Genomic DNA, 24999 nt, shown 5'->3' on the forward strand with positions numbered 1-24999 from the left:
GCCGCCCGGCCGGGTGCTCAGCCCTGTGCCGGTTCGCCTCTGATCACCGCGAAGCGGGCGCCGTACGGATCGGCGAGCCTGGCCATGCGGCCCACTCCGGGCACGCTCGTCGCCGGCATCCGCACCGTCCCGCCGAGCCGCCGGGCCCGGTCCGTCACCGCGTCGGGGTCCTCCACCGCGAAGTACGGCAGCCAGTACGGGCCGCCCTCCGCCTCGGACGGCGCGTCGGCCAGCGGCACCACCCCGCCGAACATCGCGTCCTCCCCGGCGCCGGCCGGGTTGACGCAGGTGTACGTACCGCCCGGGAAGGACACCGCGGAGGTCTCCAGTCCGAGCACCTGGTGGTAGAAGGCGGCCGCCGCCGCGATGTCCCGCGTGTACAGCTCGACCCAGCACAGCGCGCCCGGCTCGCCCGCCACGTCCACGCCCTCGGTGCGGCCGGGCTGCCAGACGCCGAAGGGCACGCCCGCCTGATCGGCGAGGATCGCCGTACGGCCCTCGTCCATCACGTCCACCGGCTGGACGAGCACGCTGCCGTGCGCCTGCTCGGCCGCCTCGGCCGTGGCCCGCGCGTCCTCGCTGCGGAAGTACACCGTCCAGGCCGGCGGGCCCTGGTCGGAGCCGGCCGGCACACCGCCCGCGACGGTTCTGCCGTCCAGCTGGAAGAAGCCGTAACCGCCGGCGTCCGGCCCCGCCGGCCTGAACCGCCAGCCGAAGAGCTCGCCGTAGAACGACGTGGCGCCGTCGAGGTCGGGGGCGCGGACGTCGGTCCAGTTCGGCGCGCCGGTGACGAAACGGGTGGTGAGCATCCTCGCCCTCCTCGGCAGGGGTCCCGTACAGCCGAGTCTGGCACCCCCCGCTGACAAACGCCGCCGGAGCGCCGCGGCGCGCCCGCCGCCCCCCGGCCTCCGGCGACGGCGTGCGTCCTCCCGTTTCCCCGCCGGTTCCGCGCGCCGCCGTGCACGGGCCGGGGGAGGGGAGCATCATCCACAGCGGCGCGGGTGCCGGGCCCGCCGTTGAGCGGACGTTGATCGAACGTTTTCCCCCGTGCGGCAGGCTCCTGGCCATGCACTCCGAAACGATGACCCCGGCCGACGGCGCCTGGCAGGCGCAGGCCCTGTGCGCGCAGACCGGGCCGGACTTCTTCTTCCCCGAGCCCGGCAGCTCGGTGCGCGACGCGAAGCGGATCTGCGCCCTGTGCGAACTGCGCCCGGCCTGCCTGGACTACGCCCTGGCCAACGACGAGCGGTTCGGCGTCTGGGGCGGTCTGTCGGAGAAGGAGCGCCTCGCGCTGAGGCGCTCCGCCCGCTGACCGCCGCCCGGCCGCGGTCCCGGCCCGCGCGGGGCGTCAGGCTCCGGCGCGTGCCGCCATCCGCGCCTTGCGCGCGGCCAGCTTCTCGTCGAACTTCGCGGCCTCGGCGTTCAGCCCGTCCAGGAAGCGGCCGAGTTCCTCCTGCGCCTGGCGCCCCTCGGGGCCCAGGCCGTCGATCTCCATGACCTTCAGGTAGCGCAGCACCGGCTGCAGCACGTCGTCGTGGTGGATGCGCAGGTTGTACACCTCGCCGATGGCCATCTGCGCGGCCGCCCGCTCGAAGCCGGGGATGCCGTGGCCGGGCATGCGGAAGTTGACCACGACGTCGCGCACCGCCTGCATGGTCAGGTCGGGCGCGAGCTCGAAGGCGGCCTGCAGCAGGTTGCGGTAGAAGACCATGTGCAGGTTCTCGTCGGTCGCGATGCGGGCCAGCATGCGGTCGCAGACCGGGTCGCCGGACTGGTGGCCGGTGTTGCGGTGCGAGATCCGGGTGGCGAGCTCCTGGAAGGCGACGTAGGCGACCGAGTGCAGCATCGAGTGCCGGTTGTCGGACTCGAAGCCCTCGCTCATGTGGGACATGCGGAAGCGTTCGAGCTTGTCCGGGTCCACGGCGCGCGAGGTGAGCAGGTAGTCGCGCATCACGATGCCGTGCCGGCCCTCCTCGGCCGTCCAGCGGTGCACCCAGGTGCCCCAGGCGCCGTCGCGGCCGAAGAGCGAGGCGATCTCGTGGTGGTAGCTCGGCAGGTTGTCCTCGGTGAGCAGGTTCACCACGAGGGCGATGCGGCCGACCTCGGTGACCTTGGACTGCTCCTTGTCCCAGGCCTCGCCGTCCTCGAACAGGCCGGGGAAGTTGCGGCCGTCGGACCACGGCACGTACTCGTGCGGCATCCAGTCCTTGGCGACCTTCAGGTGCCGGTTCAGCTCCTTCTCGACCACTTCCTCCAGTGCGTAGAGCAGACGCGCGTCGGTCCAGACGGACGGGCTGCCGAGGTGAGGGGAAGTGATCGTCATGGGAACTCCAGGGGGACGGCTGACGGGGGAAGGGACGCTCCGGCGAGCGGTGCCGGGAACCTACGAGATCGTAGGCTACGAACCCGTAGGTTACGAAGCCGTAGGTTAAGGTGCCGTAAAGAACCCGCTGATCAGCCGAGCGGGGGCGGCGTCGCCGGGCAGCGCCGAGGGCCCCGGAACCGCAGGTCCCGGGGCTGTCGCGGGGCCCGGTCACCCGGTCAGGCGTACAGGTCCCGCAGACGCACCGAGAGACAGGTCACACAGCCCTCGAGCTTCTCGAACTCGCTGATGTCCACCGTGACCACGTCGTGGCCGAGATCGGCCAGCAGCTCCGCCGTCCTCGGGGCGCTGGCCGCCATGAGCAGCTTGCCGCCTCCGAGCAGCACCACGTGCGCGCCGGACTCCTCGGGCACCGGCAGGAACCCCGGGAACAGCGACGGCCGGTCCACGTTCGGGATGTGCCCGATCACCGTGCCGTCGGGCAGCGCGGTCACCGCCGACTTCAGGTGCAGCACCTTGCTCACCGGGACCGCCACCACCCGGGCGCCGAGCGGCTCGAAGGCCGCCCGCACCTGCTGCACCCCGGCCGCGTTGGTCCGCCCGCTCCGGCCCACGTACACCGTGTCGCCGACCTTCAGGACGTCGCCGCCGTCCAGCGTGCCCGGCTCCCAGATCCAGTTCACCGAGCAGCCCAGACGGGCCACCGCCTCCTCGACGCCGGCGGTCTCCGCCCGCCGCGACCCGGCGCCGGGCCGGGTGATCAGCGCCACGTTCCGGAACATGACCACGGTGTCCTCGACGAACACCGAGTCCGGGCAGTCGTCGGCCGGTTCGACCTCGATCGTCTCCCACCCGTGCGTCCGGAGGGCTTCGACGTACGCCTCCCACTGCTCGGCGGCGAGCCCGGCGTCGACCTTCTCCCGCTGGATGTGCGTGACCAGGCCGTCGGCGAGGCGGGGGCTGGGGCGGCGGACGAGGGCCTTCTTGCTGGGCACGAGGGACCTTTCGGGTCGGTCGGGACGGTGTCTCGGCTGCGGCGCCGGCGACCCGGCACCGGTCCGCCATCATGCAGCCCGCCGCGGCCGGGACGAAACCTGCCGTCCGGCCGCGGCGCCGCGGCCCTGCGGGTGCCCTCCGTGAGCGGTCAGGCCGGTTCGCCGAACGCGCCGGGCGTCGTCCGGCTCAGTTCCCCTCCCTCCATCAGCAGCCACCGCGTGATCCCGATCGACTCCAGGAACGGCAGGTCGTGGCTGGCGACGATCAGCGCACCCTCGTACGACTCCAGGGCCGAGGTCAGCTGCCGGACGCTGGCCAGGTCCAGGTTGTTGGTCGGTTCGTCGAGCAGCAGCAGTTGCGGCGCGGGCTCGGCCAGCATCAGCGCGGCCAGGGTCGCCCGGAACCGCTCGCCGCCCGACAGGGTGGCCGCTTCCTGGTCGGCCCGCGCGCCCCGGAACAGGAAGCGGGCGAGGCGCGCCCGGATCCGGTTGCGGGTGGCGCCCGGCGCGAACCGGGCCACGTTCTCGGCGACCGTCAGGGCGTCGTCCAGCACGTCCAGCCGCTGGGGCAGGAACCGCAGCGGCACGTGCGCCGTCGCGGTCCCGGCCACCGGCGCCAGCTCTCCCGCGACGGTCCGCAGCAGCGTCGTCTTCCCGGCGCCGTTGCGCCCGACCAGCGCGATCCGCTCCGGGCCGCGTACCTCCAGAACGCCGGCCACGCGCGCGTGGTGGACCATGACCAGGTCCTCCAGGGTGAGGACCCGGCGGCCGGGCGGCACGGCCGTGTACGGCAGGTCGACGCGGATCTCGTCGTCGTCCCGTACGGCCTCCACCGCCTCGTCCAGGCGTTCACGGGCCTCGGCGAGCCGCTCCTCGTGGAGGATGCGGTGCTTGCCCGCGGACTCCTGCGCGGCGCGCTTGCGCGCCCCCATGACGATCTTCGGTTCGCGTTTGGAGTCCCACATCTTCTGCCCGTACCTCTTGCGCCGGGCCAGTTTGACCTGGGCGTCGGACAGTTCGCGCCGCTGCTTGCGCACGTCGGCCTCGGCGGCCCGGACCGTCCGCTCGGCCGCCTCCTGCTCCACGGCCAGGGCCTCCTCGTAGGCCGAGTAGTTGCCGCCGTACCAGGTGACCTCCCCCGAGCGCAGCTCCGCGATCCGGTCGGCCAGGTCGAGCAGTTCCCGGTCGTGACTGACCACGACCAGCACCCCGGACCAGGAGGCGACGGCCTGGTACAGCCGCCGGCGCGCGTACACGTCGAGGTCGTTGGTGGGCTCGTCCAGCAGCAGGACGTCGGGGCGGCGCAGCAGCAGCGCGGCGAGCCGCAGCAGCACCGACTCGCCGCCGGACACCTCGCCCACGGTCCGGTCGAGACCGATGTGGCCGAGGCCGAGCTGTCCGAGGGCGGCCAGGGCGCGCTCCTCGACGTCCCAGTCGTCGCCGACCGTCTCGAAGTGCTCCTCGGAGACGTCGCCGGCCTCGATGGCGTGCAGCGCGGCCCGCCGGCCGGCGATGCCGAGGGCCTGGTCGACGCGGAGCGCGGTGTCGAGGGCGGCGTGCTGCGGCAGGTAGCCGATCTCGCCGACCGCCTTGACGGCGCCGCCGGCCGGGGCGAGTTCCCCGGCCAGCAGTCTCAGCAGGGTGGACTTGCCCGATCCGTTCACGCCGACCAGGCCGGTGCGGCCGGGGCCGAAGGCGATGTCGAGGCCGTCGAAGACGGCGGTGCCGTCGGGCCACGCGAAGGACAGGGACGTGCAGGTGAGGGAAGCGGACATGGGCGCCTCGCAGAGTGCGTGCGGTCGGGTGGACGCGTAGTCGAGACACCGCGAGGCGGAAACCGAGGGGGCGGCACGGGAAGAGGCCGTGGAGAGGGCCTGTGCCGCAGGGACGGCTCGGACGCCGAGGTCGTACGCCGCGCACACCTCACCGGTGCGACGCGGTGTCCCGGGACCTCAGACGAGCAACGTCCTTCTCCTGTCGACGGCTACAGAACCGCTGTACACCGTAGGAGGGAGCCGGAGGGCTGTCAACGCGTTTCGCACGCCGCCCTTCTCCCGCGCGCGCCTCCTCCGGCGCGCGCGCCGGCTCTAGCAGGCGTCCCGCATCAGCTCGGCCAGGTCGCCGTCCAGGTCGAGCTGGAGGTGTTCCAGGCCGGCGGGGACCAGACGGCCGGCCGCCCGCAGGAACCGGCGTATCTCACCCGAGCGCACATGGACGACCGCGGTGCCCTCCGGGGCGTGGAACTCCAGCACCGTGCGGTCGTACCCGTACGGCCGCACACGGACGTCGCCGTCGCCCTCGGGCCCCTCCAGTCCGGCCGCGAGCAGTTCCCGCGAGAACGTCCAGCACACCTCCACGCCCTCCAGCGTGGCCGGGGCCGGGAACGTCATGCGGACGGCGAACGGATCGCGCCGGTCGTAGCGCAGCGTGGCGGGAATGCTCGGCATGCGCGGTGCGGCGGCGACGAGACGGGCCTCTACGGGCTGCTCGATGACGGTGGACAACGCCTGCTCCCTCGTGACGGCTGGTTGTGCCGGACGTGTGACGCCCGGCACTTCAGGAGACGAAGGAAACGGCCGGTGCGTGCACACATGGAACGAGTGACCTCGGTCACCGTGTTTCATGCGCGGGGCGCGGACGCGGTCGGCGGGTGACGTGAGCGACCTGAACACGGGTACCCGTTTCTTCGCCGCAGAGGAAGGGAGCGATCATGCCAGCCGGTTCCAGCCCCAAACGCGAGCGTCAGTACGAGCACATCAAGCAGAGCGCACAGGACCGGGGTGAGAGCGAGGGACGCGCCAAGGAGATCGCCGCACGGACGGTGAACAAGGAACGCGCCCGCTCCGGTGAGTCCAGGACCGCCAGCCGCAGCTCGACGCAGGACATGTCCTCCGGCGAGCGGGGAGGCCGGCGGTCGGGCAACCGGTCCGGCCCCCAGGGCCCGACCCGCGACCAGCTGTACAACGAGGCGCGGCAGCGCGGCATCGAAGGCCGCTCGCACATGAACAAGGAGCAGCTGCGGCGCGCGCTGGACTCCAAGAAGGGCTGAGCCCACCCCGCCCGGCGGGCGGCGCGCGGCGGGCCCGTACAGTCCCCCGTCATGACCATCGTTGGCGTACCGGCGGGCTGGCCCGCGACCGAGGAGGAGGCCCGCGCCGTCCAGGACGACCTGCGCGGCCGGGTGGTGCTCGACGAACCGGGGCCCCCGCCGGGGACGGGTCTGGTCACGGGGGTGGACGTCGCCTACGACGACGGCCTGGACCTCGTCGCGGCGGCGGCCGTCGTGCTGGACGCCGCCACGCTGGACGTCGTGGCGCAGGCCACGGCGGTGGGCCGGGTGTCCTTCCCGTACGTGCCGGGCCTGCTCGCCTTCCGCGAGATCCCCGCCGTGACCGCCGCACTGGAGCGGCTGCCGTGCCCGCCCGGCCTGGTCGTGTGCGACGGCTACGGCCTGGCCCACCCGCGCCGCTTCGGGCTGGCGAGCCACCTGGGCGTGCTCACCGGCCTGCCGGTGCTCGGGGTCGCGAAGAACCCGTTCACCTTCGCCTACGACGAACCGGCGCCTGCGCGGGGCGGCTGGACGCCGCTGCTCGCCGGGACCGAGGAGGTCGGGCGCGCCGTGCGCACCCGGGACGGCGTCAAACCGGTGTTCGTCTCCGTCGGCCACCGGGTGAGCCTCGGCAACGCCGTGGCGCACACCCTCGCGCTGACCCCGGCCTACCGGCTGCCGGAGACCACGCGCCGGGCGGACGCCCTGTGCCGGCAGGCCCTGCGGGAGGCGGCCGGGTCGTGCCGTGCGGGCCGTCCCGGCCGCGGCGGCGAGGCCGGGGCGGCCCCGACGGCCCGGCCGAGCGCCCCGCCGCCACCCGGAACCGACCGGACGGACGAGTCCATGTGATCAGTGGTCGTACGCGATCAGCGCGCGGGTGACAGGTGCGCCGATCCAGGGTCCGTCCGCCGTGCTGTCCCAGGTCGGGCTGCCCTTCGGGGGTGTCGTCGACCGACTCGATCAGCGGCGGCCTTCTTCGGCATCGGCTCGCCACAGCGCCGCCACTCACGTCCGAACGACGATCCTCACATAGAGTGCGGTGAAGAGGGTCCTCAAGTCGGGCCTCACAACCGGGTGTTGGAGACCCTCGTCCGGTCCGCGGGCTCGACGCCCCGACGTTCCGGCCCAGCGGTCGAAAGCACTCGTCCACGCGCAACCGAACGGAGCCCACCGCCATGTCGGACACCACCTCGGCCGACCTCGGCCCTCGTGAGGTCCTGGCCCGCTACCAGCGGGCGATGCTCGACAAGTCCGCGGACGATCTGGCCGATCTGTACGCGGTCGACGCCGTGCACGAGTTCCCTTTCCTCTTCCCCGGCATGCCCGAGCGCTACCAGGGACGCGAAGAGGTCCGCGCGGGGTATCGAGCGGCCTGGAAAGCGAGCCCGGCGCAACCGCAGGAGATCCGCGAAGTCGTCGTGCACGAGAGCACCGACCCGGAGGTGATCGTCGTCGAGCAGGTCGTCTCCGGGACCGTGACCACGACCGGCCGGCCCTTCAGCTTCCCGGGCCTCCTGGTGATCCGGGTCCGCGACGGCCGGATCGTGCATGTCCGCGACTACATGGACGGGCTCGGCGTGGCTCACGCGTTGGGCCGGCTGACCGCCGTGGCCGCAAGCCTCGGCGGCCGCTCCTGAGTCTTCGACGTCGGACTCGTCCGTCTAGCGTCCCGCCGCCACCCGGAAGGTGATCCCGGCGGCGCGCAGCCGCCCGGTCAGGGCGTCGCCCATCGCCTGGGCCGTCGTCACCTGACCGGCCGTGGGCGGAAGGTCGTCGAAGGCCAGGCACAGGGCGGCCTCGGCGAACATCTTCGCCGTCTCGTCGTACCCGGGGTCGCCGCCGGCGACCTCCGTGAAGACGCGCCTGCCGCCGCCCTCGCCGACGAACCGCACGCGGAACCAGCTCTTCGCCCGCTTCTCGGCGCTGGGTCCGTCGCCCGGCTTCAACCGGTCCGACAGCCAGCGCCGGGCGGGCGGCAGCTGGGCCGCGGCCGCCACCGCGCCCACGGCGGCGGCCCCGCCGAGGGCGACCGGCAGGCGCTCCACGGCGGCGTAGTGCCGGTAGCGGAAGTCCGGGCCGTACCGCTCCAGCGCCCGTGCCGAGCGGCGCACGATCTGCGGGTCGATCGTCGGCAGCGGCAGCGCCCAGGCGCCGACCTCCGCGGCGTACCTCGGCGGGCCCGCCGGAGCCGTCACCCGGCGTCCCGGCAGCCGGGGTTCGTGCCGGGCCCGCTCGCGCGCGGCGGCCCGCATCCGCCGTGCGCGGGCGACCTGGTTCAGCGCCGAGGCGAGGGTGCCGCCGGAGAAGGCCGCGTCCGCGGTCACATAGCCGTCCACGGTCAGCGGGACGCCCTGCGGCAGCTGGCGGACCGTGAAGTACACGCCCAGATCGTGCGGCACGGAGTCGAAGCCGCAGGCGTGCACCAGGCGCGCGCCCGTCTCGCGCGCGCGGGTGTCGTGCCGGACGTACATGAGGTCGACGAACTCCGGCTCGCCGGTGAGGTCGAGATAGTCGGCGCCGGTGTCGGCGCAGGCGGCGACGAGTTCCTCGCCGTGCAGCACGTAGGGCCCCACGGTCGTGGCGACGACGCGCGCCTGCTCGGCGAGGGCGCGCAGGGTGGCCGGCTCGGTCACGTCGGCCCGCAGGACGCCGGCCTCCGCGCCGCCGGGCAGCTCCTCGCGCAGCCGCTCCAGCCTGCTCGGGTCGCGGCCGGCGAGCGCCCAGCGCAGGTCTTTCGGCGCGTGTGCGGCGAGGTACCGCGCGGTGAGCGTGCCGACGAAGCCCGTGGCCCCGAAGAGCACCAGGTCGTAGGGACGGTCCGTCCTGTTCAGCCTGCTCATGACACCCCTTGGTTCGTGCAGCACGCCGTGCAGCCCGCGCCGCTGTCGGTGGCTGAGGCTAGCGTGAGGGGTGCGGAGTCCGACGACCAGCCCGGAGGCAGCGGTGGCCGTGGCCAGGAATGCCCTGAAGAAGCGGGAGGAGGCGCATGCGTGCGCGCTTCCCGCGCCGGGCGCGGCCGGGCGGTTCCCAGGGTTCCGGGCGGCGGCCGGAACCGGCCGGAAGGCGCTCGTCCGCACCGGCGCGACCGTCGGCGCGACCGTCGGCGCGACCGGCCACGTTCACCCGATAGGAGTAACCGCCGGGCGGACGGGCGAGGCCGCCCGCGCCCGGACCCGGACGGACCGGACGGTCGCGCCGGACGGCCGGGGAGCCGAACCGGGCACCCGCGCCTCCCGCCGGCGCCGGCGCCGGCGCGGGGCGGCCCGTCACTCCTCCGGGTGGTGAACCGGCCGGCCGGGCACTCGGCTAAGCGCTTGCTCGTTCAGGTCTTGTGCCGGGTGCACCGCATTCCTAGCATCGCCGGTGTTACATCAGGTGTGTCACACACGCGGGGAGCTGGTCGCATGACGACGCCGAAGACGCCGACGCCGGGCCCCGGCCCGCTGTCCGGTGTGCGCGTGGTGGAACTGGCCGGCATCGGGCCGGGCCCGTTCGCCGCCATGCTGCTGGCCGACCTCGGCGCCGACGTGGTCCGGGTGGACCGCCCCGGCGGACCCGGCCTCGCCGTCGACCCCGCCCACGACGTCACCAACCGCAACAAGCGCTCGGTCCTGGTCGACCTGAAGACGCCGGACGGCCCCGCACGCGTCCTGGACCTCGCCGAGCGGGCCGACATCCTCATCGAGGGCTACCGCCCGGGGGTCGCCGAGCGGCTCGGCGTCGGCCCCGCCCCCTGCCACGCCCGCAACCCCCGCCTGGTCTACGGCCGCATGACCGGCTGGGGCCAGGACGGCCCCCTCGCCCACCGCGCGGGCCACGACATCGCCTACATCGCGGTCACCGGCGCGCTCGGCATGACCGGCCGACCCGAGGAGCCCCCGACCGCCCCCGCCAACCTCCTCGGGGACTACGCGGGCGGCTCCCTCTACCTGGTCGTCGGCGTCCTCGCCGCCCTGCACCACGCGCGCGCGACCGGCGCCGGCCAGGTGATCGACGCCGCCATCGTCGACGGCACCGCCCACCTGTCCGCGATGATCCACGGCATGCTCGCCGCCGGCGCGTGGCAGGACCGGCGCGCCGCCAACCTCCTGGACGGCGGCTGCCCCTACTACGGCACCTACGCGACCGCCGACGGCGGGTACATGGCGGTCGGCGCCCTGGAGGGCAGGTTCTGCGCGGAGTTCCTGCGCCTGCTCGGCCTGGAGCACCTGGCGTCCGCCCGCGAGGACCCGGCCCGCTGGGACGAGCTGCGCGCGGGCATCGCCGCCGCCTTCAGGTCCCGCACCCGTGCCGAGTGGACCGCGGTCTTCGACGGCTCCGACGCGTGCGTGGCGCCCGTGCTGAGCCTGCGCGAGGCCCCGCACCACCCGCACCTGGCCGCCCGCGGCACCTTCACCGACCACGACGGCATCACCCAGCCCGCCCCCGCCCCCCGGTTCTCCGCCACCCCCACCGCCGTCCGCACCGGCCCCGCCCGGCCCGGCGCCGACACCGAGGCGGTCGCCCGGGACTGGGGCATACCCGCGGCCCCGGCCCCCGCCCCGGTCGCCGACGGCGGCCGCCCACGCCCCGCCCCGCCCGGCCCACCCTCCCGAAAGGCACACCAGTGAGCACCGAAGCGTACGTGTACGACGCGATCCGCACCCCGCGCGGGCGCGGCAAGGCGAACGGCGCCCTGCACGGCACCAAGCCCATCGATCTGGTCGTCGGCCTCATCCACGAGATCCGCGACCGCTTCCCGGGCCTGGACCCGGCCGCGATCGACGACATCGTGCTCGGCGTCGTCGGCCCCGTGGGCGACCAGGGCTCCGACATCGCCAGGATCGCCGCCATCGCCGCCGGACTGCCGGACACCGTCGCCGGCGTGCAGGAGAACCGCTTCTGCGCCTCCGGTCTGGAAGCCGTCAACCTGGCCGCCGCCAAGATCCGCTCGGGCTGGGAGGACCTGATCCTCGCGGGCGGCGTCGAGTCCATGTCGCGCGTGCCGATGGCCTCCGACGGCGGCGCCTGGTTCAACGACCCGATGACCAACCTCGCCGTGAACTTCGTGCCGCAGGGCATCGGCGCCGACCTGATCGCCACCATCGAGGGCTTCTCCCGCCGGGACGTCGACGAGTACGCGGCCCTGTCCCAGGAGCGCGCCGCCACCGCCTGGAAGGAAGGCCGCTTCGACCGCTCGGTCGTCCCCGTCCGGGACCGCAACGGCCTGGTCGTCCTCGACCACGACGAGCACCTGCGCCCCGGCACCACCGCCGACTCCCTCGCCGGGCTGAAGCCGTCCTTCGCGGAGATCGGCGAGATGGGCGGCTTCGACGCCGTCGCGCTGCAGAAGTACCACTGGGTGGAGAAGATCGACCACGTCCACCACGCCGGCAACTCCTCCGGCATCGTGGACGGCGCCTCGCTCGTCGCCATCGGCTCCCGGGAGGCCGGCGAGCGCCACGGCCTGACCCCGCGCGCCCGGATCGTCTCCGCGGCCGTCTCCGGATCCGAGCCCACCATCATGCTCACCGGCCCCGCCCCCGCCACCCGCAAGGCCCTGGCGAAGGCGGGCCTCACCATCGACGACATCGACCTGGTCGAGATCAACGAGGCGTTCGCCGCGGTCGTGCTCCGCTTCGTGAAGGACATGGGCCTGTCCCTGGACAAGGTCAACGTCAACGGCGGCGCCATCGCCCTCGGCCACCCGCTCGGCGCCACCGGCGCGATGATCCTCGGCACGCTCGTCGACGAACTGGAACGCCAGGACAAGCGCTACGGCCTCGCCACGCTCTGCGTGGGCGGCGGCATGGGCATCGCCACCATCGTCGAACGCATCTGAACTCCCTGCGGAAACACGCGACCTCAACGGAGACGACTGTCATGACCGAGAGCACCACCATCCGCTGGGAGCAGGACGACACCGGTGTCGTCACCCTCGTCCTGGACGACCCCCACCAGTCGGCGAACACGATGAACCAGGCCTTCCGGGCCTCCATCACGGCGGTCGCCGCGCGCGCGGAGGCCGAGAAGGACTCCATCCGCGGCATCGTCTACACCTCCGCCAAGAAGACCTTCTTCGCGGGCGGCGACCTGAAGGACATGATCAGGGCCCGGCCCGAGGACGCCCAGCAGGTGTTCGACGCCGCCACCGAGATCAAGAGCGCGCTGCGCCGCATCGAGACCCTCGGCAAACCGGTCGTCGCCGCCCTCAACGGCGCGGCCCTCGGCGGCGGCTACGAGATCGCGCTCGCCTCCCACCACCGCATCGCCCTGGACGCCCCCGGCTCCAGGATCGGCCTGCCCGAGGTCACCCTCGGCCTGCTGCCCGCGGGCGGCGGCGTCACCCGCACCGTGCGCCTGATGGGCATCACGGACGCACTGCTGAAGGTGCTGCTCCAGGGCACCCAGTACTCGCCGCGGCGGGCCCTGGAGAACGGCCTGGTCCACGAGGTGGCCGCGACGGAGGAGGAGATGCTCGCCAGGGCCCGCGCCTTCATCGACGCCCACCCCGAGTCGCAGCAGCCCTGGGACCGGCCCGGCTACAAGATCCCCGGCGGCACCCCCGCCCATCCGAAGTTCGCCGCCAACCTGCCCGCTTTCCCGGCCAGCCTGCGCAAGCAGACCAACGGCGCCCCGTACCCGGCCCCGCGCAACATCCTCGCCGCGGCCGTCGAGGGCTCCCAGGTCGACTTCGAGACCGCGAGCACGATCGAGACCCGCTACTTCACCGAGCTGGTCACCGGGCAGACCGCCAAGAACATGATCCAGGCGTTCTTCTTCGACCTCCAGGCGGTCAACTCCGGCGCCAACCGCCCCCAGGGCGTCGAGCCCCGCCGGGTCCGCAAGGTGGCCGTCCTCGGCGCCGGCATGATGGGCGCCGGCATCGCCTACGCCTGCGCCCGCGCGGGCATCGACGTCGTCCTCAAGGACGTCTCCCTGGAGGCTGCCGTCAAGGGCAAGGGCCACTCCGAGAAGCTGTGCGCCAAGGCCGTCGCGAGGGGCCGTACCAGCCAGGCCAAGGCGGACGCGCTGCTCGCCCGGATCACCCCCACCGCCGAGACCGCCGACCTCGCGGGCTGCGACGCGGTCATCGAGGCCGTCTTCGAGGACACCGCGCTCAAGCACAAGGTGTTCCAGGAGACCGAGCCGGTCGTCGCCCCGGACGCGCTGCTGTGCTCCAACACCTCCACGCTGCCGATCACCGCGCTCGCCGAGGGCGTGCAGCGGCAGTCCGACTTCATCGGACTGCACTTCTTCTCCCCGGTCGACAAGATGCCGCTCGTCGAGATCATCAAGGGCGAGCGCACCGGCGACGAGGCCCTGGCGCGGGCCTTCGACCTGGTCCGGCAGATCGACAAGACGCCGATCGTCGTCAACGACTCGCGCGGCTTCTTCACCTCGCGGGTGATCGGCCACTTCATCAACGAGGGCGTCGCCATGGTCGGCGAGGGGATCGAACCCGCCTCCGTCGAGCAGGCCGCCGCGCAGGCCGGCTACCCGGCCAAGGTGCTGGCCCTGATGGACGAGCTGACCCTCACCCTGCCGCGCAAGATCCGCAACGAGACGAAGCGGGCCGTGGAGGAGGCGGGCGGCACCTGGACGGCGCACCCGGCGGAGGCGGTCATCGACCGCATGGTCGACGAGTTCGGCCGCACCGGCCGCAGCGGCGGCGCCGGCTTCTACGACTACACCGAGGACGGCAGGCGGGACGCGCTCTGGCCGGGCCTGCGCGAGCACTTCACCCGGCCGGGACACCGGATCCCGTTCCGGGACATGCAGGAGCGGATGCTCTTCTCCGAGGCGCTCGACACCGTACGCCTGCTGGAGGAGGGCGTCCTGACCTCGGTCGCCGACGCCAACATCGGGTCCCTCCTCGGCATCGGCTTCCCCGGCTGGACCGGCGGCGTGCTGCAGTACATCAACGGCTACGAAGGCGGCCTGCCGGGATTCGTCGCCCGCGCGCGCGAACTGGCCGACCGCTACGGCGAGCGGTTCACCCCGCCCGCCCTGCTCGTGGCGAAGGCCGGGAAGGGGGAGACCTTCACCGACGCCCGCTGACCGCCGGCGCGTCCTCTCCCCGCGGCGCTCCCCGGCGCGGCGGCAGCACCCGGCCGCCGGCGTCCGGGAGCCACCCGCTCGCGGGGGCCGCCGCGCCGGGCGCCGGCACCGTGCGGGTCCCGGCGCCCGGTGCCGGCGGCACGCCCCGCGCCTCGGCGCCGCCCGCGCCGCCGCCCCGCCCGCGCCGCCGCCCCGCCCGCGCCCTCAGCCCTGTCCGCCGTCGTGCGGGGCGTTCAGCCAGCCGCGCAGTTCCTGCCGCAGCGCACGCCGGAAGGTGGTGAGCAGGGCCTGCACGACCAGCGGGTGCATATGGGCCGTCAGCGCTTTCACATCCGGTGCGGCCAGCTCCGACACCGCCTCGCGCAGCAGCCGGGACAGCTCCTGCGCCGCCGCGCGGGAGTGCTCCAGCAGCACCTCCCGGGCCGCGAGGACCACCTCCTGCGACAGCGGCACGTCGAGCAGCTCGACGCCGAGCCGGACCAGTCCCGCGTCCACCCGGTAGCCGCCGTCCCCGGGCGTGACCACGTCGAGGGCGGTCAGACGGGCCACGTCCCCGTCGCTCAGCTCGCGCCCCGCCAGCCGGTGCAGCTCCTCACGGGTCACCGTCTCCACCGTGTCCGGCCCCCAGGAGGCGACCACCGCGCGGTGCACGGCGAGGTCCTGGGCGCTCAGGTCCGGCGGCAGCCGGCGCAGGTGCCGCTCGATCGCCGAGAGCGTCATGCCCTGCCGCTGCAGTTCGTCGATCAGGGCGAGCCGCGCCAGGTGCTCCGGCCCGTAGCGTCCGACCCGGCGCGGACCGAGCACCGGCGGCGGCAGCAGGCCCCGGGTGCCGTAGAAGCGGACGGTGCGGACGGTGACGCCCGCCTTCGCGGCCAGCTCGTCTATCGTCAGGGTGGGCCCGCCCGGCTCCGTCCGCTCGCTGGTGTCGGTCGTCATGTGCAGCAGTATCGCTGTCCCTCCCATGCCGTGACACCTCACGGGCGGCACGGAGCCCCACCGCGCGAGGGGTGCTTCCCCGCACGTCCCGCCGGTTGTGAGAAACACCGCTCTGTGACGTGGATCACCGCGTGCCGCTGGAACCCTCTGGGAAGCTGCCGTCTTGGTCTGTGCCGCGACCACCAGGGTGGTGCGGGCCGAGAACGTACGGACACCCGGGCCCACGAGGCCCGGGCGCACCAGGAAGTGGTACCACCCGTGAGCAAGGACGCCGTGCAGTCGGCTCAGGCCGCCACCCATCCCGAGGCGGCCCGTACGCCCGCGGACGCGGGCGACGCCGGTTACAGCAAGGACCTCAAGGCCCGCCACGTCAACATGATCGCCATCGGCGGAGCCATCGGCACCGGCCTCTTCCTGGGCGCCGGAGGACGCCTGCACAACGCGGGCCCGGCGCTCGCCCTGGCCTACCTGGTCTGCGGCGTGTTCGCCTTCTTCGTCGTCCGGGCCCTGGGCGAGCTGGTCCTGTACCGCCCGTCCTCCGGGTCCTTCGTGTCGTACGCGCGCGAGTTCCTGGGCGAGAAGGGCGCCTACGTCGCCGGCTGGATGTACTTCCTGAACTGGTCGACCACCGGCATCGCCGACATCACCGCGATCGCGCTCTACACGCACTACTGGAGCCTGTTCACGTCCATCCCGCAGTGGGTGCTCGCCCTGATCGCGCTCGCCGTGGTCCTCGCCGTGAACCTGATCTCGGTGAAGATCTTCGGCGAGATGGAGTTCTGGTTCGCGATCATCAAGGTCGCCACGCTGGTGGGCTTCATGCTGGTCGGCGTCTTCCTGCTGGCGACCCGGCACGACGTCGGCGGCAGCGAGCCGGGGCTCGGCGTCATCACCGAGCACGGCGGTGTCTTCCCGCACGGCCTGATGCCGGTCGTCCTCGTCATGCAGGGCGTGATCTTCGCCTACGCCGCCCTGGAGCTGGTCGGCGTGGCCGCCGGCGAGACCGCCGAGCCGGAGAAGATCGTGCCCCGCGCGGTGAACTCGATCATGTGGCGCGTCGGCCTGTTCTACGTCGGCTCGGTCGTGCTGCTGGCGCTGCTGCTGCCCGGCTCGGTGTACTCCGCCGACCAGAGCCCGTTCGTGACGGTGCTGTCGAAGATCGGCGTCCCGGCGGCCGGCGACGTGATGAACCTGGTCGTGCTGACCGCCGCCATGTCCTCGCTCAACTCCGGCCTGTACTCCACCGGCCGCATCCTGCGCTCCATGGCCACCGCCGGCTCCGCGCCGAAGTTCACCGCGCGCATGAACCGCAGCCAGGTCCCCTACGGCGGCATCCTGCTGACCTGCGCGGTCTGCGTGCTCGGCGTCGTGCTGAACTACCTGATGCCCAGCCAGGCCTTCGAGATCGTGCTGAACGTCGCCTCCCTCGGCATCATCAGCACCTGGGTGATCATCATGATCTGCCACATGATCTTCGTCCGGCGCGCCCGCGCGGGCCTGGTGACCCGGCCGCACTTCCAGCTGAAGTTCAGCCCCGTCACGGAGATCGCCACCATCGTCTTCCTGCTGGTCTGCCTCGGCATGATGTGGAACGACGCCGAGGTCGGCCGCAAGACCCTGCTGCTCGTCCCGGTGATCGCCGTCATGCTGGTCGCGGGCTGGTTCGGCGTCCGCCGCCGGGTGTCCCGGAACGCCGACCGGGAGCTGACGGAACTGTCGGCCACGCAGTAGCGGCCCCGGGGCCGGCGGCGCCGCGGCATGCTGGTGCGGCGGCGCGCGAGCGCCGGACGGCGGACGACGACGGGGGGGGGCGGCACATGACCGCGCAGGCGGACGGGATCGACGTGCTGGTGCTGGGCGGGGCCGGCGTGGACACCGTCGTCCCCGTCCCCGGGCTGCCCCTGCCGTACGCCGACAGCTACATGATCGAGGCGGGGATCCGCACCCGCGCCGGGCAGACCGGTGACTTCGTCGCCCTGGGCCTGGCCGCGCTGGGCCTGCGCACCCACCACCTCGACCTGCTCGGCGACGACCCCGAAGGGGACCTCGTGCGCGCCCTGCACCGCGAGCACGGCATCGCCCTGACCGCGCTGCCCCAGCCGGCCGGCACCAAGCGGGCGGTCAACCTGGTCGCCCCGGACGGCCGCCGCCTGTCCCTGTACGACACCAGCCGCGCCCGCCCCGGCGACCGCTTCCCCAAGGCGGCCCTGCGCGAGCTGGCCGCAGCCGGCAGGCACGTGCACGTCACCATCACCCAGCCGTGCGCGCACGCCCTGCCGGTGCTCCGGGAGACCGGCGTGCCGCTCTCCACGGACCTGCACGACTGGGACGGCGTGAACCCGTACCACGAGCCGTTCGCGTACGCGGCGGACGTCGTGTTCCTGTCGGCCGCCGCCCTCACCGACCCCGTACCGACGATGCGCCGCATCGCCGAGCGGGGCCGCGCCGCGGCCGTCGTCGCCACCGCCGGAGCGGAGGGCGCGTACCTGCTGGCGGGCGGCGAGCTGACCCGGGTCCCGGCGGCGGCCCCGCCCGCGCCGGTGGTCGACTCCAACGGCGCGGGCGACGCCTTCGCCGCCGCGTTCCTGTACGGCCGCCTAACCGGCGAGCCGCCCGAGCGCTGTGCCCGGTTCGGCGCGATCGCGGGGGCCTACGCCTGCACGGTCCCGGCCACCCGCGTGGCCGCGATCGGCCGGGAGGACCTCCTGCGGGCGGCCGGGCCCGGCCGGTGAGGCGGACGCGGCGTCAGTGCCCGTGCACGTCGTTCGTCGCCTCGATCTTCTTCCACGACTGCGGCTGCGTCACCGGACCCGCCTTCGCCAGGGTGCGGGCCGCGGGCGAGGCCGGCTTCGACGGCTGGAACAGCCAGGTGTCGAACAGCGCGGACAGGGGTTCGCCGGAGACCTGCTCGGCGTACTTCTGGAAGTCCGCCACCGAGGCGTTGCCGTAGGCGTGCTCCTTCGGCCAGCCCTTCAGGACCGCGAAGAACGCGTCGTCGCCGATCTCGTTGCGCAGGGCCTGGAGGGCAGCGGCGCCCCGGTCGTAGACGGCGATGTCGAACTGGGCGTCCGGGCCCGGGTCGCCGGGGGCGACCGTCCAGAACGGGTCGTCGGCCGGGTGGGAGGCGTACACGTAGTCGGCGAGCTCCTGCGCGGTGCCCTCGCCCTCGTGCTCGGACCACAGCCACTGCGCGTACCGGGCGAAGCCCTCGTTGATCCAGATGTCCTTCCAGCGCTCGACCGACACGTCGTCGCCGTACCACTGGTGGGCCAGCTCGTGCACCACCAGGGAGGTGTTGGCGCCGTTGGCGAACTGCCGCGGGCTGTAGTAGACACGGGTCTGCGTCTCCAGCGCGTACCCGGTGGTGGTGTTCGGCACGTAACCGCCCGCCGAGGCGAACGGATACGGCCCGAACCAGCCGCTCAGCCAGTCCACGATCTCGCCGGTGCGCTCCACGCTGGCCCGCGCGGCCCCCGCCTCGTCGCCCAGGTCCCTGCTGTAGGCGTTGACGACGGGCACCCCGCCCTCGGAGGTGCCGGTGGTGATGTCGAACCTGCCCAGCGCGAGCGTGGCCAGGTAGGTGGCCTGCGGCTTGTTCTGCCGCCAGTTGTAGCGGGTCCACCCCAGCTTGGAACTGGTGGACTGCAGGGTGCCGTTCGAGACGGCCTGGGTGCCGTCGGGGACGGACACCGACACATCGTAGGTGGCCTTGTCGGTCGGGTGGTCGTTGCTCGGGAACCACCACCAGGCGGCCTCGGGCTCGTTGGCCGCCACACCGCCGTCGGGCGTGCGGTGCCAGGAGGTGAAACCGTAGGCGCTCTTCGTCGACGGCACCCCGCTGTAGCGGACCACGACCGTGAGCGCCGTGCCCTTCGCCAGCGGCGTCCTCGGGGTGACGACCAGTTCGTGCTGACCGGACGTCGTGAAGGCCGCCTTCGCGCCGTTGACCCGCACCTCGCCGACGTCCAGCAGGAAGTCCAGGTCGAAGCTGGACAGGTCCTGCGTGGTCCTCGCCAGGATCGTCGCCGTGCCCTGCAGTTCGTCCGTCTTCGGCTGGTACTGGAGTCTCAGGTCGTAGTGGGTGACGTCGTAGCCGCCATTGCCGTAGTTCGGGTAGTAGGGGTCGCCGATGCCCGGCGCGCCGGGGGAGTGGCTCGCGGCCGATGCCGGGATCGCCAGCAGGAGGGAGGCCGCAGCCAGGGTGCCCGGTGCGAGGATTCTGCGGTGCACGTCAGCTCCAAGTCGTCAGGACCGTCGGTCCGTTCGGAGTAGTCCGTTCGGAGCCTATTCAGTCCACGGGCCGTCTGACCTGTCCATGACCCCCGCTGTCACACGATCGCCATTCGGCCGTCACGAGCCCCCGGAGCGTGCTCTTCCGCACGGGAGTCGACGGGAGTACCGTCCGCCCAGGCCGAGACGCACGCGTTCCACGACCTGACCGCAGGCGTGGCGATGGCTCAGGCGGGCGGGAAGGCCAGTCCGGCCGTCTCGCGGGCGCAGCCCCACGCCACCGTCACCCCGGCGCCGCCGTGGCCGTAGTTGTGCACCAGCGCGCGCCCGTCCGGCAGCGGCTGCCGTTCCAGCCGTACCGCGTGCCGGGCCGGCCGCAGCCCCACCCGGTGGGCCAGTACCCGCGCCCCCGCGATCTCCGGCCGGACGGCCGCGCACCGGGCGACGATCGCCGCCGCGGTCGCCGGGTCCGGCTCCAGGGACCAGTCGTCCTCCTCGGCCGTGCCGCCCAGCAGCAGCCGGCCCGGCTGGGGGATGAAGTAGGCGGAGGCGGCCGAGGAGTCGTCGACGGAGGTGAACCACGTGGTGACCCCCGGGTTCTCCACCACGACCAGCTGCCCGCGCACCGGACGCACCGCCGGGTCCGGCACCAGCGAACGGGCCCCCAGCCCGGTGCAGTTGACCACCACCGCGGCGGGCACCGCGGACAGGTCGGTCACCTCCCGCTCCTCCACCGCACCGCCCGCCCGCGCCAGCCGCTCCCGCAGCCACGCCAGATGCACCGGCATGTCGATCACCGGCAGCCGCGCCGCCAGCCCGTCCGCCACGGCGCGCAGCCCCGGCACCCGGCCGGCCCACGCGCCCAGCCCGTCCAGCCGGGACCCGTGGTGCAGGCCCTCGACCAGGCGCACGCCCGTCTCCTCGGGCCGGGCCGCCAGCTCCTCGTACACCGCGAGGGACTCCAGCGCCCAGGCGCCGGCCAGCGGTTCCGGTTCGATGCGGTACGGCCACCACAGGCCGCCGGCGACCGCGGAGGTGGTGCGCTCGGCCGGCTCGCGCGCCCAGACCCGCACCCGCCGCCCCGACTCGGCCAGCAGCACGGCCGTCGTCAGCCCGGCCACCCCGCCCCCGACCACGATCACTTCGGCATTCGGCTCGCTGTCCACGGCAGGACGATAGGCCGTGCCCGGCGCGGACGCCGTTCCGGGGGGCCCGCCTGCACCTGCTGCCGTCCCGGCCGGGGGCGGCCGGGGCGCCGGCGGCAGGCGGACGGGACGGCCGGGCAGGGCGGGTGCGGCCACTAGGATCGGCGGTCTGATGACTGCCACCCTCGTCGCCAAGAACCTCGCCGCCGGACACGGCGACCGCTCCCTGTTCGCCGGGCTCGACCTGGTCGTCGCGCCCGGCGACGTGATCGGCCTGGTCGGCGCCAACGGCGCGGGCAAGTCGACGCTGCTGCGGATGCTCGCCGGGCTCACCCCGCCCGAACAGGGCGAACTGCGCCTGTCCCCGCCCGCCGCGACCGTCGGCCATCTGCCGCAGGAACCGGAGCGCAGGCCGGGGGAGACCGTCCGGGACTTCCTGGCCCGCCGCACCGGCGTGGCAGCGGCACAGCGCGAGATGGACGGGGCCACCCAGGCCCTGGTCGACGGCGCGCCCGGCGCCGAGGACGCCTACGCCGCCGCCCTCGAGCGCTGGCTCGGTCTCGGCGGCGCCGACCTGGAGGAGCGCGCCGAGGAGGTCGCCGCCTCCCTCGGCCTGGCCGTCGGCCTGGACCGGCCGATGACCGCGCTCTCCGGCGGCCAGGCGGCCCGCGCCGGCCTCGCCTCCCTCCTGCTGTCGCGGTACGACGTCTTCCTGCTGGACGAGCCCACCAACGACCTCGACCTCGACGGCCTGGAGCGTCTGGAACGGTTCGTCACCGGGCTGCGCGCGGGCACGGTCGTCGTCAGCCACGACCGCGAGTTCCTCACCCGCACGGTCACCAAGGTCCTCGAACTCGACCTGGCCCAGCAGCAGATCAATCTCTACGGCGGCGGTTACGCGGCCTACCTGGAGGAGCGGGAGGTGGCCCGCCGGCACGCCCGTGAGGACTACGAGGAGTACGCCGACAGGAGGACCGCCCTCCAGGAGCGCGCGCAGATGCAGCGGGCCTGGATGGACAAGGGCGTCAAGAACGCCCGGCGCAAGGCGGGCGGCGACAACGACAAGATCGGCCGCAAGTTCCGCAGCGAGGCCAGCGAGAAGCAGGCCGCCAAGGCCCGCCAGACCCAGCGCATGATCGAGCGCCTGGAGACCGTAGAGGAGCCGCGCAAGGAGTGGGAGCTGCGCATGGAGATCGCGTCCGCCCCGCGTTCGGGGGCGGTCGTGGCCACGCTGCGGGACGCCGAGGTCAGGCGCGGCGGCTTCACCCTGGGCCCGGTCTCCCTGCAGATCGACTGGGCGGACCGGGTCGCGGTCACCGGGGCGAACGGCGCCGGGAAGTCCACGCTGCTCGGCGTGCTGCTGGGCCGTGTCCCGCTGGACCGCGGCCACGCCGCCCTCGGTTCGGGCGTCCTGGTCGGCGAGGTCGACCAGGCCCGCAAGCTGTTCCACGGTCCCGAGACCCTGCTCGACGCCTTCGGCGCGGCCGTGCCCGGCGCCGAACCGGCTCAGGTGCGCACCCTGCTGGCCAAGTTCGGCCTGAAGTCCGGCCATGTGCTGCGTCCGGCCGCCACCCTCTCGCCGGGCGAGCGCACCCGCGCCGCGCTCGCGCTGCTCCAGGGCCGGGGCGTCAACCTCCTCGTCCTGGACGAGCCGACGAACCACCTGGACCTGCCGGCCATCGAGCAGCTGGAGTCGGCCCTCGACGCCTACGAGGGCACCCTGCTGCTGGTCACGCACGACCGCCGCATGCTGGACGCCGTGCGCGTCACCCGCCGTCTTCAGGTCGCGGACGGCAAGGTGACCGAGCGCTGACGCGGGCCCCGCCGCCACGGGGCCCGCACCGGGCGTCAGCGCTTCTTCGGGTCCAGCAGCCCCGCCCGCCGCAGCGCGTCCGCCATCGCGCCGCCGGCCGGTGCCGGGGCCTGGCGTCCGCCGCGGTCACCGCCGCCGCGGCCCTGCCGCCGGTTGCCGCCGCCCTGCCGCTGCTGCGGCGGCCGGGCGCCGCCGCGCTGCTGCCGGCCGCCCCCCTGCTCCTGCGGGGCGGCCTCGTCGTCCAGGCGGAGGGTGAGGGCGATCCGCTTGCGCGGGATGTCCACGTCCAGCACCTTCACCTTGACGATGTCACCCGGCTTGACGACGTCGCGCGGGTCCTTGACGAACGACTTCGACATCGCCGAGACGTGCACCAGACCGTCCTGGTGGACGCCGACGTCCACGAACGCGCCGAACGCGGCGACGTTCGTCACCACCCCCTCCAGGACCATCCCGGCGGACAGGTCGGAGATCTTCTCCACGCCCTCCTTGAAGGCGGCCGTCCGGAACGCGGGACGCGGGTCGCGCCCCGGCTTCTCCAGTTCCTTCAGGATGTCCGTCACGGTCGGCAGACCGAAGGTGTCGTCCACGAAGTCGGCGGGCCGCAGCGAGCGCAGCACGGCGGTGTTGCCGATGAGGGACGCCACCTCCTGGCCCGTGGTCTTCACCATGCGGCGCACCACCGGGTACGCCTCCGGGTGCACGCTGGACGCGTCCAGCGGGTCGGCGCCGCCCCGGATGCGCAGGAAGCCCGCGCACTGTTCGTACGCCTTGGGGCCGAGCCGCGGCACCTTCTTCAGCTCCGCGCGCGACGTGAACGGGCCGTATCGGTCGCGGTGGGCGACGATGTTCTCCGCGAGCCCGGCGGAGATGCCCGAGACCCGGGCGAGCAGCGGCACCGACGCGGTGTTGACGTCCACGCCGACGCCGTTCACACAGTCCTCGACGACCGCGTCCAGCGAGCGGGACAGCTTCGCCTCGGACAGGTCGTGCTGGTACTGGCCGACACCGATCGACTTCGGGTCGATCTTCACCAGCTCGGCCAGCGGGTCCTGCAGGCGCCGGGCGATGGAGACCGCGCCGCGCAGCGACACGTCCAGGCCGGGCAGTTCCTGCGAGGCGTACTGCGAGGCCGAGTACACCGACGCACCCGCCTCGGACACCATCACCTTGGTGAGCTTCAGCTCCGGGTGCCGGGCGATGAGCTCACCGGCGAGCCTGTCGGTCTCCCGGGACGCCGTGCCGTTGCCGATCGCGACCAGTTCGACCGCGTGCTCCTTCGCGAGCCCCGCCAGCCTGGCGATCGCCTCGTCCCACCTGTTGGCGGGGACGTGCGGGTGGATCACGTCCGTGGCGACGACCTTGCCGGTGGCGTCGACCACGGCGACCTTCACACCGGTGCGGTAGCCGGGGTCGAGGCCGAGGGTCGCGCGGGTGCCGGCCGGAGCGGCGAGCAGCAGGTCGCGCAGGTTCGCGGCGAAGATGTCCACCGCCTCGTCCTCGGCGGCCGTGCGCAGCCTGAGGCGCAGGTCGATGCCGAGATGGACCAGGATGCGGGTGCGCCAGGCCCAGCGGACCGTGTCCGTCAGCCACTTGTCCGCGGGCCGGCCCCGGTCGGCGATCCCGAACCGGTGCGCGATGATCCCCTCGTACGACGACGGGCCCTGCGTGGGCTCCTCCGGCTCCAGGACGAGGTCCAGGACCTCTTCCTTCTCGCCGCGCAGCATCGCCAGGACGCGGTGCGAGGGCAGTGCGGTGAACGGCTCGGCGAAGTCGAAGTAGTCGGCGAACTTGGCGCCCGTCTCCTCCTTGCCCTCCCGCACCTTCGCGACCAGCCGCCCGCGCGCCCACATGCGCTCGCGCAGCTCGCCGATCAGGTCGGCGTCCTCGGAGAACCGTTCGGTGAGGATCGCCCGCGCGCCGTCCAGCGCGGCCTGCGGGCCGGCGACGCCCTTGTCCGCGTCGACGAAGGCGGCCGCCGCGGTCAGCGGCTCGACCGACGGGTCGCCCAGCAGCCCCTCCGCCAGCGGTTCCAGGCCCGCCTCGCGGGCGATCTGCGCCTTCGTGCGCCGCTTGGGCTTGTAGGGCAGGTAGACGTCCTCCAGGCGCGCCTTGGTCTCGGCGCTCCGGATGCGGGCCTCCAGCTCCTCGGTGAGCTTGCCCTGCTCCCGCACCGACTCCAGGATCGCGGTCCGCCGGTCCTCCAGCTCCCGCAGGTAGCGCAGCCGCTCCTCGATCGCGCGCAGCTGCGCGTCGTCGAGCATCTCGGTCGCTTCCTTGCGGTAGCGGGCGATGAAGGGCACCGTCGAACCGCCGTCGAGGAGTTCGACCGCGGCCTTCACCTGCCGCTCCCGTACGCCGAGTTCCTCGGCGATCCTGCCTTCGATCGACCCTGTTGCCACAGACCCGGGTGTCGTCACGATCCCGTACCGCCTTCTCCACTGAGGTTGCGCGGCAATTGTGGCAGG

General features: G+C 73.6%; 20 protein-coding genes. 10 read left to right on the plus strand and 10 right to left on the minus strand.

What is annotated here, in order from left to right:
* Positions 1–17: 17 nt before the first annotated feature.
* Positions 18–809 carry a VOC family protein gene (locus ABZ261_RS23510; protein WP_356862220.1) on the minus strand — a complete coding sequence of 264 codons (792 nt, stop codon included), beginning with the start codon at positions 807–809 and terminating at the stop codon, positions 18–20.
* 257 nt (positions 810–1066) lie between these two features.
* Between ABZ261_RS23510 and ABZ261_RS23515 the strand changes: the two genes are divergently transcribed.
* A complete protein-coding gene (locus ABZ261_RS23515; RefSeq protein ID WP_356862222.1) occupies positions 1067–1312 on the plus strand; it encodes a WhiB family transcriptional regulator in 246 nt (81 codons plus the stop codon).
* 36 nt (positions 1313–1348) lie between these two features.
* Here ABZ261_RS23515 and ABZ261_RS23520 read toward each other — a convergent pair whose 3' ends face one another.
* The 4 genes from ABZ261_RS23520 to ABZ261_RS23535 all read right to left on the minus strand — a co-directional run bounded on the left by ABZ261_RS23520 (position 1349) and on the right by ABZ261_RS23535 (position 5822).
* Positions 1349–2323: an acyl-ACP desaturase gene (locus ABZ261_RS23520; RefSeq protein ID WP_356862224.1), complete on the minus strand. Its 975-nt coding sequence runs from the start codon at positions 2321–2323 to the stop codon at positions 1349–1351.
* A 218-nt stretch (positions 2324–2541) separates the two neighbouring features.
* Positions 2542–3318: a dimethylargininase gene (gene ddaH / locus ABZ261_RS23525; protein WP_356862226.1), complete on the minus strand. Its 777-nt coding sequence runs from the start codon at positions 3316–3318 to the stop codon at positions 2542–2544.
* 149 nt (positions 3319–3467) lie between these two features.
* A complete protein-coding gene (locus ABZ261_RS23530; RefSeq protein ID WP_356862228.1) occupies positions 3468–5093 on the minus strand; it encodes an ABC-F family ATP-binding cassette domain-containing protein in 1626 nt (541 codons plus the stop codon).
* 312 nt (positions 5094–5405) lie between these two features.
* A complete protein-coding gene (locus ABZ261_RS23535) occupies positions 5406–5822 on the minus strand; it encodes an SsgA family sporulation/cell division regulator (protein WP_356862230.1) in 417 nt (138 codons plus the stop codon).
* A 206-nt stretch (positions 5823–6028) separates the two neighbouring features.
* Between ABZ261_RS23535 and ABZ261_RS23540 the strand changes: the two genes are divergently transcribed.
* The 3 genes from ABZ261_RS23540 to ABZ261_RS23550 all read left to right on the plus strand — a co-directional run bounded on the left by ABZ261_RS23540 (position 6029) and on the right by ABZ261_RS23550 (position 8004).
* Complete coding sequence (locus ABZ261_RS23540) at positions 6029–6367, plus strand: plasmid stabilization protein (RefSeq protein ID WP_356862232.1); 339 nt, start codon at positions 6029–6031, stop codon at positions 6365–6367.
* 51 nt (positions 6368–6418) lie between these two features.
* Entirely contained in the window at positions 6419–7216 is a 798-nt protein-coding gene (locus ABZ261_RS23545; protein WP_356862234.1) for an endonuclease V, read from the plus strand.
* Positions 7217–7542: 326 nt separating this feature from the next.
* The gene (locus ABZ261_RS23550; RefSeq protein ID WP_356862236.1) at positions 7543–8004 is read left to right on the plus strand and encodes a nuclear transport factor 2 family protein; all 462 of its coding nucleotides are present in this window, start codon (positions 7543–7545) and stop codon (positions 8002–8004) included.
* Positions 8005–8028: 24 nt separating this feature from the next.
* Here the strand turns inward: ABZ261_RS23550 and ABZ261_RS23555 are convergent, their stop codons facing one another.
* Positions 8029–9207, minus strand: a complete 1179-nt coding sequence (locus ABZ261_RS23555) for a saccharopine dehydrogenase NADP-binding domain-containing protein (RefSeq protein WP_356862238.1) — start codon at positions 9205–9207, stop codon at positions 8029–8031.
* Between the two features lie 564 nt (positions 9208–9771).
* On the opposite strand from ABZ261_RS23555, the gene ABZ261_RS23560 reads away from it, so the two are divergent.
* From ABZ261_RS23560 to ABZ261_RS23570, 3 genes are read left to right on the plus strand one after another with little or no spacing between them, the layout of a single operon-like run.
* On the plus strand, positions 9772–10977 hold the full coding sequence (locus ABZ261_RS23560) for a CaiB/BaiF CoA-transferase family protein (RefSeq protein ID WP_356862240.1): 1206 nt from the start codon (positions 9772–9774) through the stop codon (positions 10975–10977).
* Entirely contained in the window at positions 10974–12188 is a 1215-nt protein-coding gene (locus ABZ261_RS23565) for an acetyl-CoA C-acetyltransferase (protein ID WP_356862242.1), read from the plus strand. The genes ABZ261_RS23560 and ABZ261_RS23565 overlap by 4 nt, the downstream gene beginning before the upstream one ends.
* Before the next feature lie 41 nt (positions 12189–12229).
* Complete coding sequence (locus ABZ261_RS23570; protein ID WP_356862244.1) at positions 12230–14407, plus strand: 3-hydroxyacyl-CoA dehydrogenase NAD-binding domain-containing protein; 2178 nt, start codon at positions 12230–12232, stop codon at positions 14405–14407.
* 204 nt (positions 14408–14611) lie between these two features.
* On the opposite strand, the gene ABZ261_RS23575 is transcribed toward ABZ261_RS23570, so the two are convergent.
* On the minus strand, positions 14612–15343 hold the full coding sequence (locus ABZ261_RS23575) for a MerR family transcriptional regulator (RefSeq protein WP_356862246.1): 732 nt from the start codon (positions 15341–15343) through the stop codon (positions 14612–14614).
* A 258-nt stretch (positions 15344–15601) separates the two neighbouring features.
* Between ABZ261_RS23575 and ABZ261_RS23580 the strand changes: the two genes are divergently transcribed.
* Both ABZ261_RS23580 and ABZ261_RS23585 read left to right on the plus strand, forming a co-directional pair.
* Entirely contained in the window at positions 15602–17074 is a 1473-nt protein-coding gene (locus ABZ261_RS23580) for an amino acid permease (protein WP_356862248.1), read from the plus strand.
* 86 nt (positions 17075–17160) lie between these two features.
* A complete protein-coding gene (locus ABZ261_RS23585) occupies positions 17161–18075 on the plus strand; it encodes a PfkB family carbohydrate kinase (RefSeq protein ID WP_356862250.1) in 915 nt (304 codons plus the stop codon).
* A gap of 13 nt (positions 18076–18088) precedes the next feature.
* Here ABZ261_RS23585 and ABZ261_RS23590 read toward each other — a convergent pair whose 3' ends face one another.
* Positions 18089–19573: a M1 family metallopeptidase gene (locus ABZ261_RS23590; protein ID WP_356862252.1), complete on the minus strand. Its 1485-nt coding sequence runs from the start codon at positions 19571–19573 to the stop codon at positions 18089–18091.
* Positions 19574–19800: 227 nt separating this feature from the next.
* The gene (locus ABZ261_RS23595) at positions 19801–20739 is read right to left on the minus strand and encodes an FAD-dependent oxidoreductase (RefSeq protein ID WP_356862254.1); all 939 of its coding nucleotides are present in this window, start codon (positions 20737–20739) and stop codon (positions 19801–19803) included.
* Between the two features lie 151 nt (positions 20740–20890).
* Between ABZ261_RS23595 and ABZ261_RS23600 the strand changes: the two genes are divergently transcribed.
* Positions 20891–22531 carry an ABC-F family ATP-binding cassette domain-containing protein gene (locus tag ABZ261_RS23600; RefSeq protein ID WP_356862256.1) on the plus strand — a complete coding sequence of 547 codons (1641 nt, stop codon included), beginning with the start codon at positions 20891–20893 and terminating at the stop codon, positions 22529–22531.
* A gap of 35 nt (positions 22532–22566) precedes the next feature.
* On the opposite strand, the gene ABZ261_RS23605 is transcribed toward ABZ261_RS23600, so the two are convergent.
* Positions 22567–24951 carry a Tex family protein gene (locus ABZ261_RS23605; RefSeq protein WP_356862258.1) on the minus strand — a complete coding sequence of 795 codons (2385 nt, stop codon included), beginning with the start codon at positions 24949–24951 and terminating at the stop codon, positions 22567–22569.
* Positions 24952–24999 lie beyond the last annotated feature (48 nt).

This window comes from Streptomyces sp. NPDC006193 (genome assembly GCF_040613915.1).
Taxonomy (GTDB): domain Bacteria; phylum Actinomycetota; class Actinomycetes; order Streptomycetales; family Streptomycetaceae; genus Streptomyces.

Coding starts and splice junctions, on each gene's coding strand:
- ABZ261_RS23510 (WP_356862220.1), bottom strand. CDS start 809: ATGCTCACCACCCGTTTCGTCACCGGCGCGCCGAACTGGACCGACGTC.
- ABZ261_RS23515 (WP_356862222.1), top strand. CDS start 1,067: ATGCACTCCGAAACGATGACCCCGGCCGACGGCGCCTGGCAGGCGCAG.
- ABZ261_RS23520 (WP_356862224.1), bottom strand. CDS start 2,323: ATGACGATCACTTCCCCTCACCTCGGCAGCCCGTCCGTCTGGACCGAC.
- ABZ261_RS23530 (WP_356862228.1), bottom strand. CDS start 5,093: ATGTCCGCTTCCCTCACCTGCACGTCCCTGTCCTTCGCGTGGCCCGAC.
- ABZ261_RS23540 (WP_356862232.1), top strand. CDS start 6,029: ATGCCAGCCGGTTCCAGCCCCAAACGCGAGCGTCAGTACGAGCACATC.
- ABZ261_RS23545 (WP_356862234.1), top strand. CDS start 6,419: ATGACCATCGTTGGCGTACCGGCGGGCTGGCCCGCGACCGAGGAGGAG.
- ABZ261_RS23550 (WP_356862236.1), top strand. CDS start 7,543: ATGTCGGACACCACCTCGGCCGACCTCGGCCCTCGTGAGGTCCTGGCC.
- ABZ261_RS23555 (WP_356862238.1), bottom strand. CDS start 9,207: ATGAGCAGGCTGAACAGGACGGACCGTCCCTACGACCTGGTGCTCTTC.
- ABZ261_RS23560 (WP_356862240.1), top strand. CDS start 9,772: ATGACGACGCCGAAGACGCCGACGCCGGGCCCCGGCCCGCTGTCCGGT.
- ABZ261_RS23570 (WP_356862244.1), top strand. CDS start 12,230: ATGACCGAGAGCACCACCATCCGCTGGGAGCAGGACGACACCGGTGTC.
- ABZ261_RS23575 (WP_356862246.1), bottom strand. CDS start 15,343: ATGACGACCGACACCAGCGAGCGGACGGAGCCGGGCGGGCCCACCCTG.
- ABZ261_RS23585 (WP_356862250.1), top strand. CDS start 17,161: ATGACCGCGCAGGCGGACGGGATCGACGTGCTGGTGCTGGGCGGGGCC.
- ABZ261_RS23600 (WP_356862256.1), top strand. CDS start 20,891: ATGACTGCCACCCTCGTCGCCAAGAACCTCGCCGCCGGACACGGCGAC.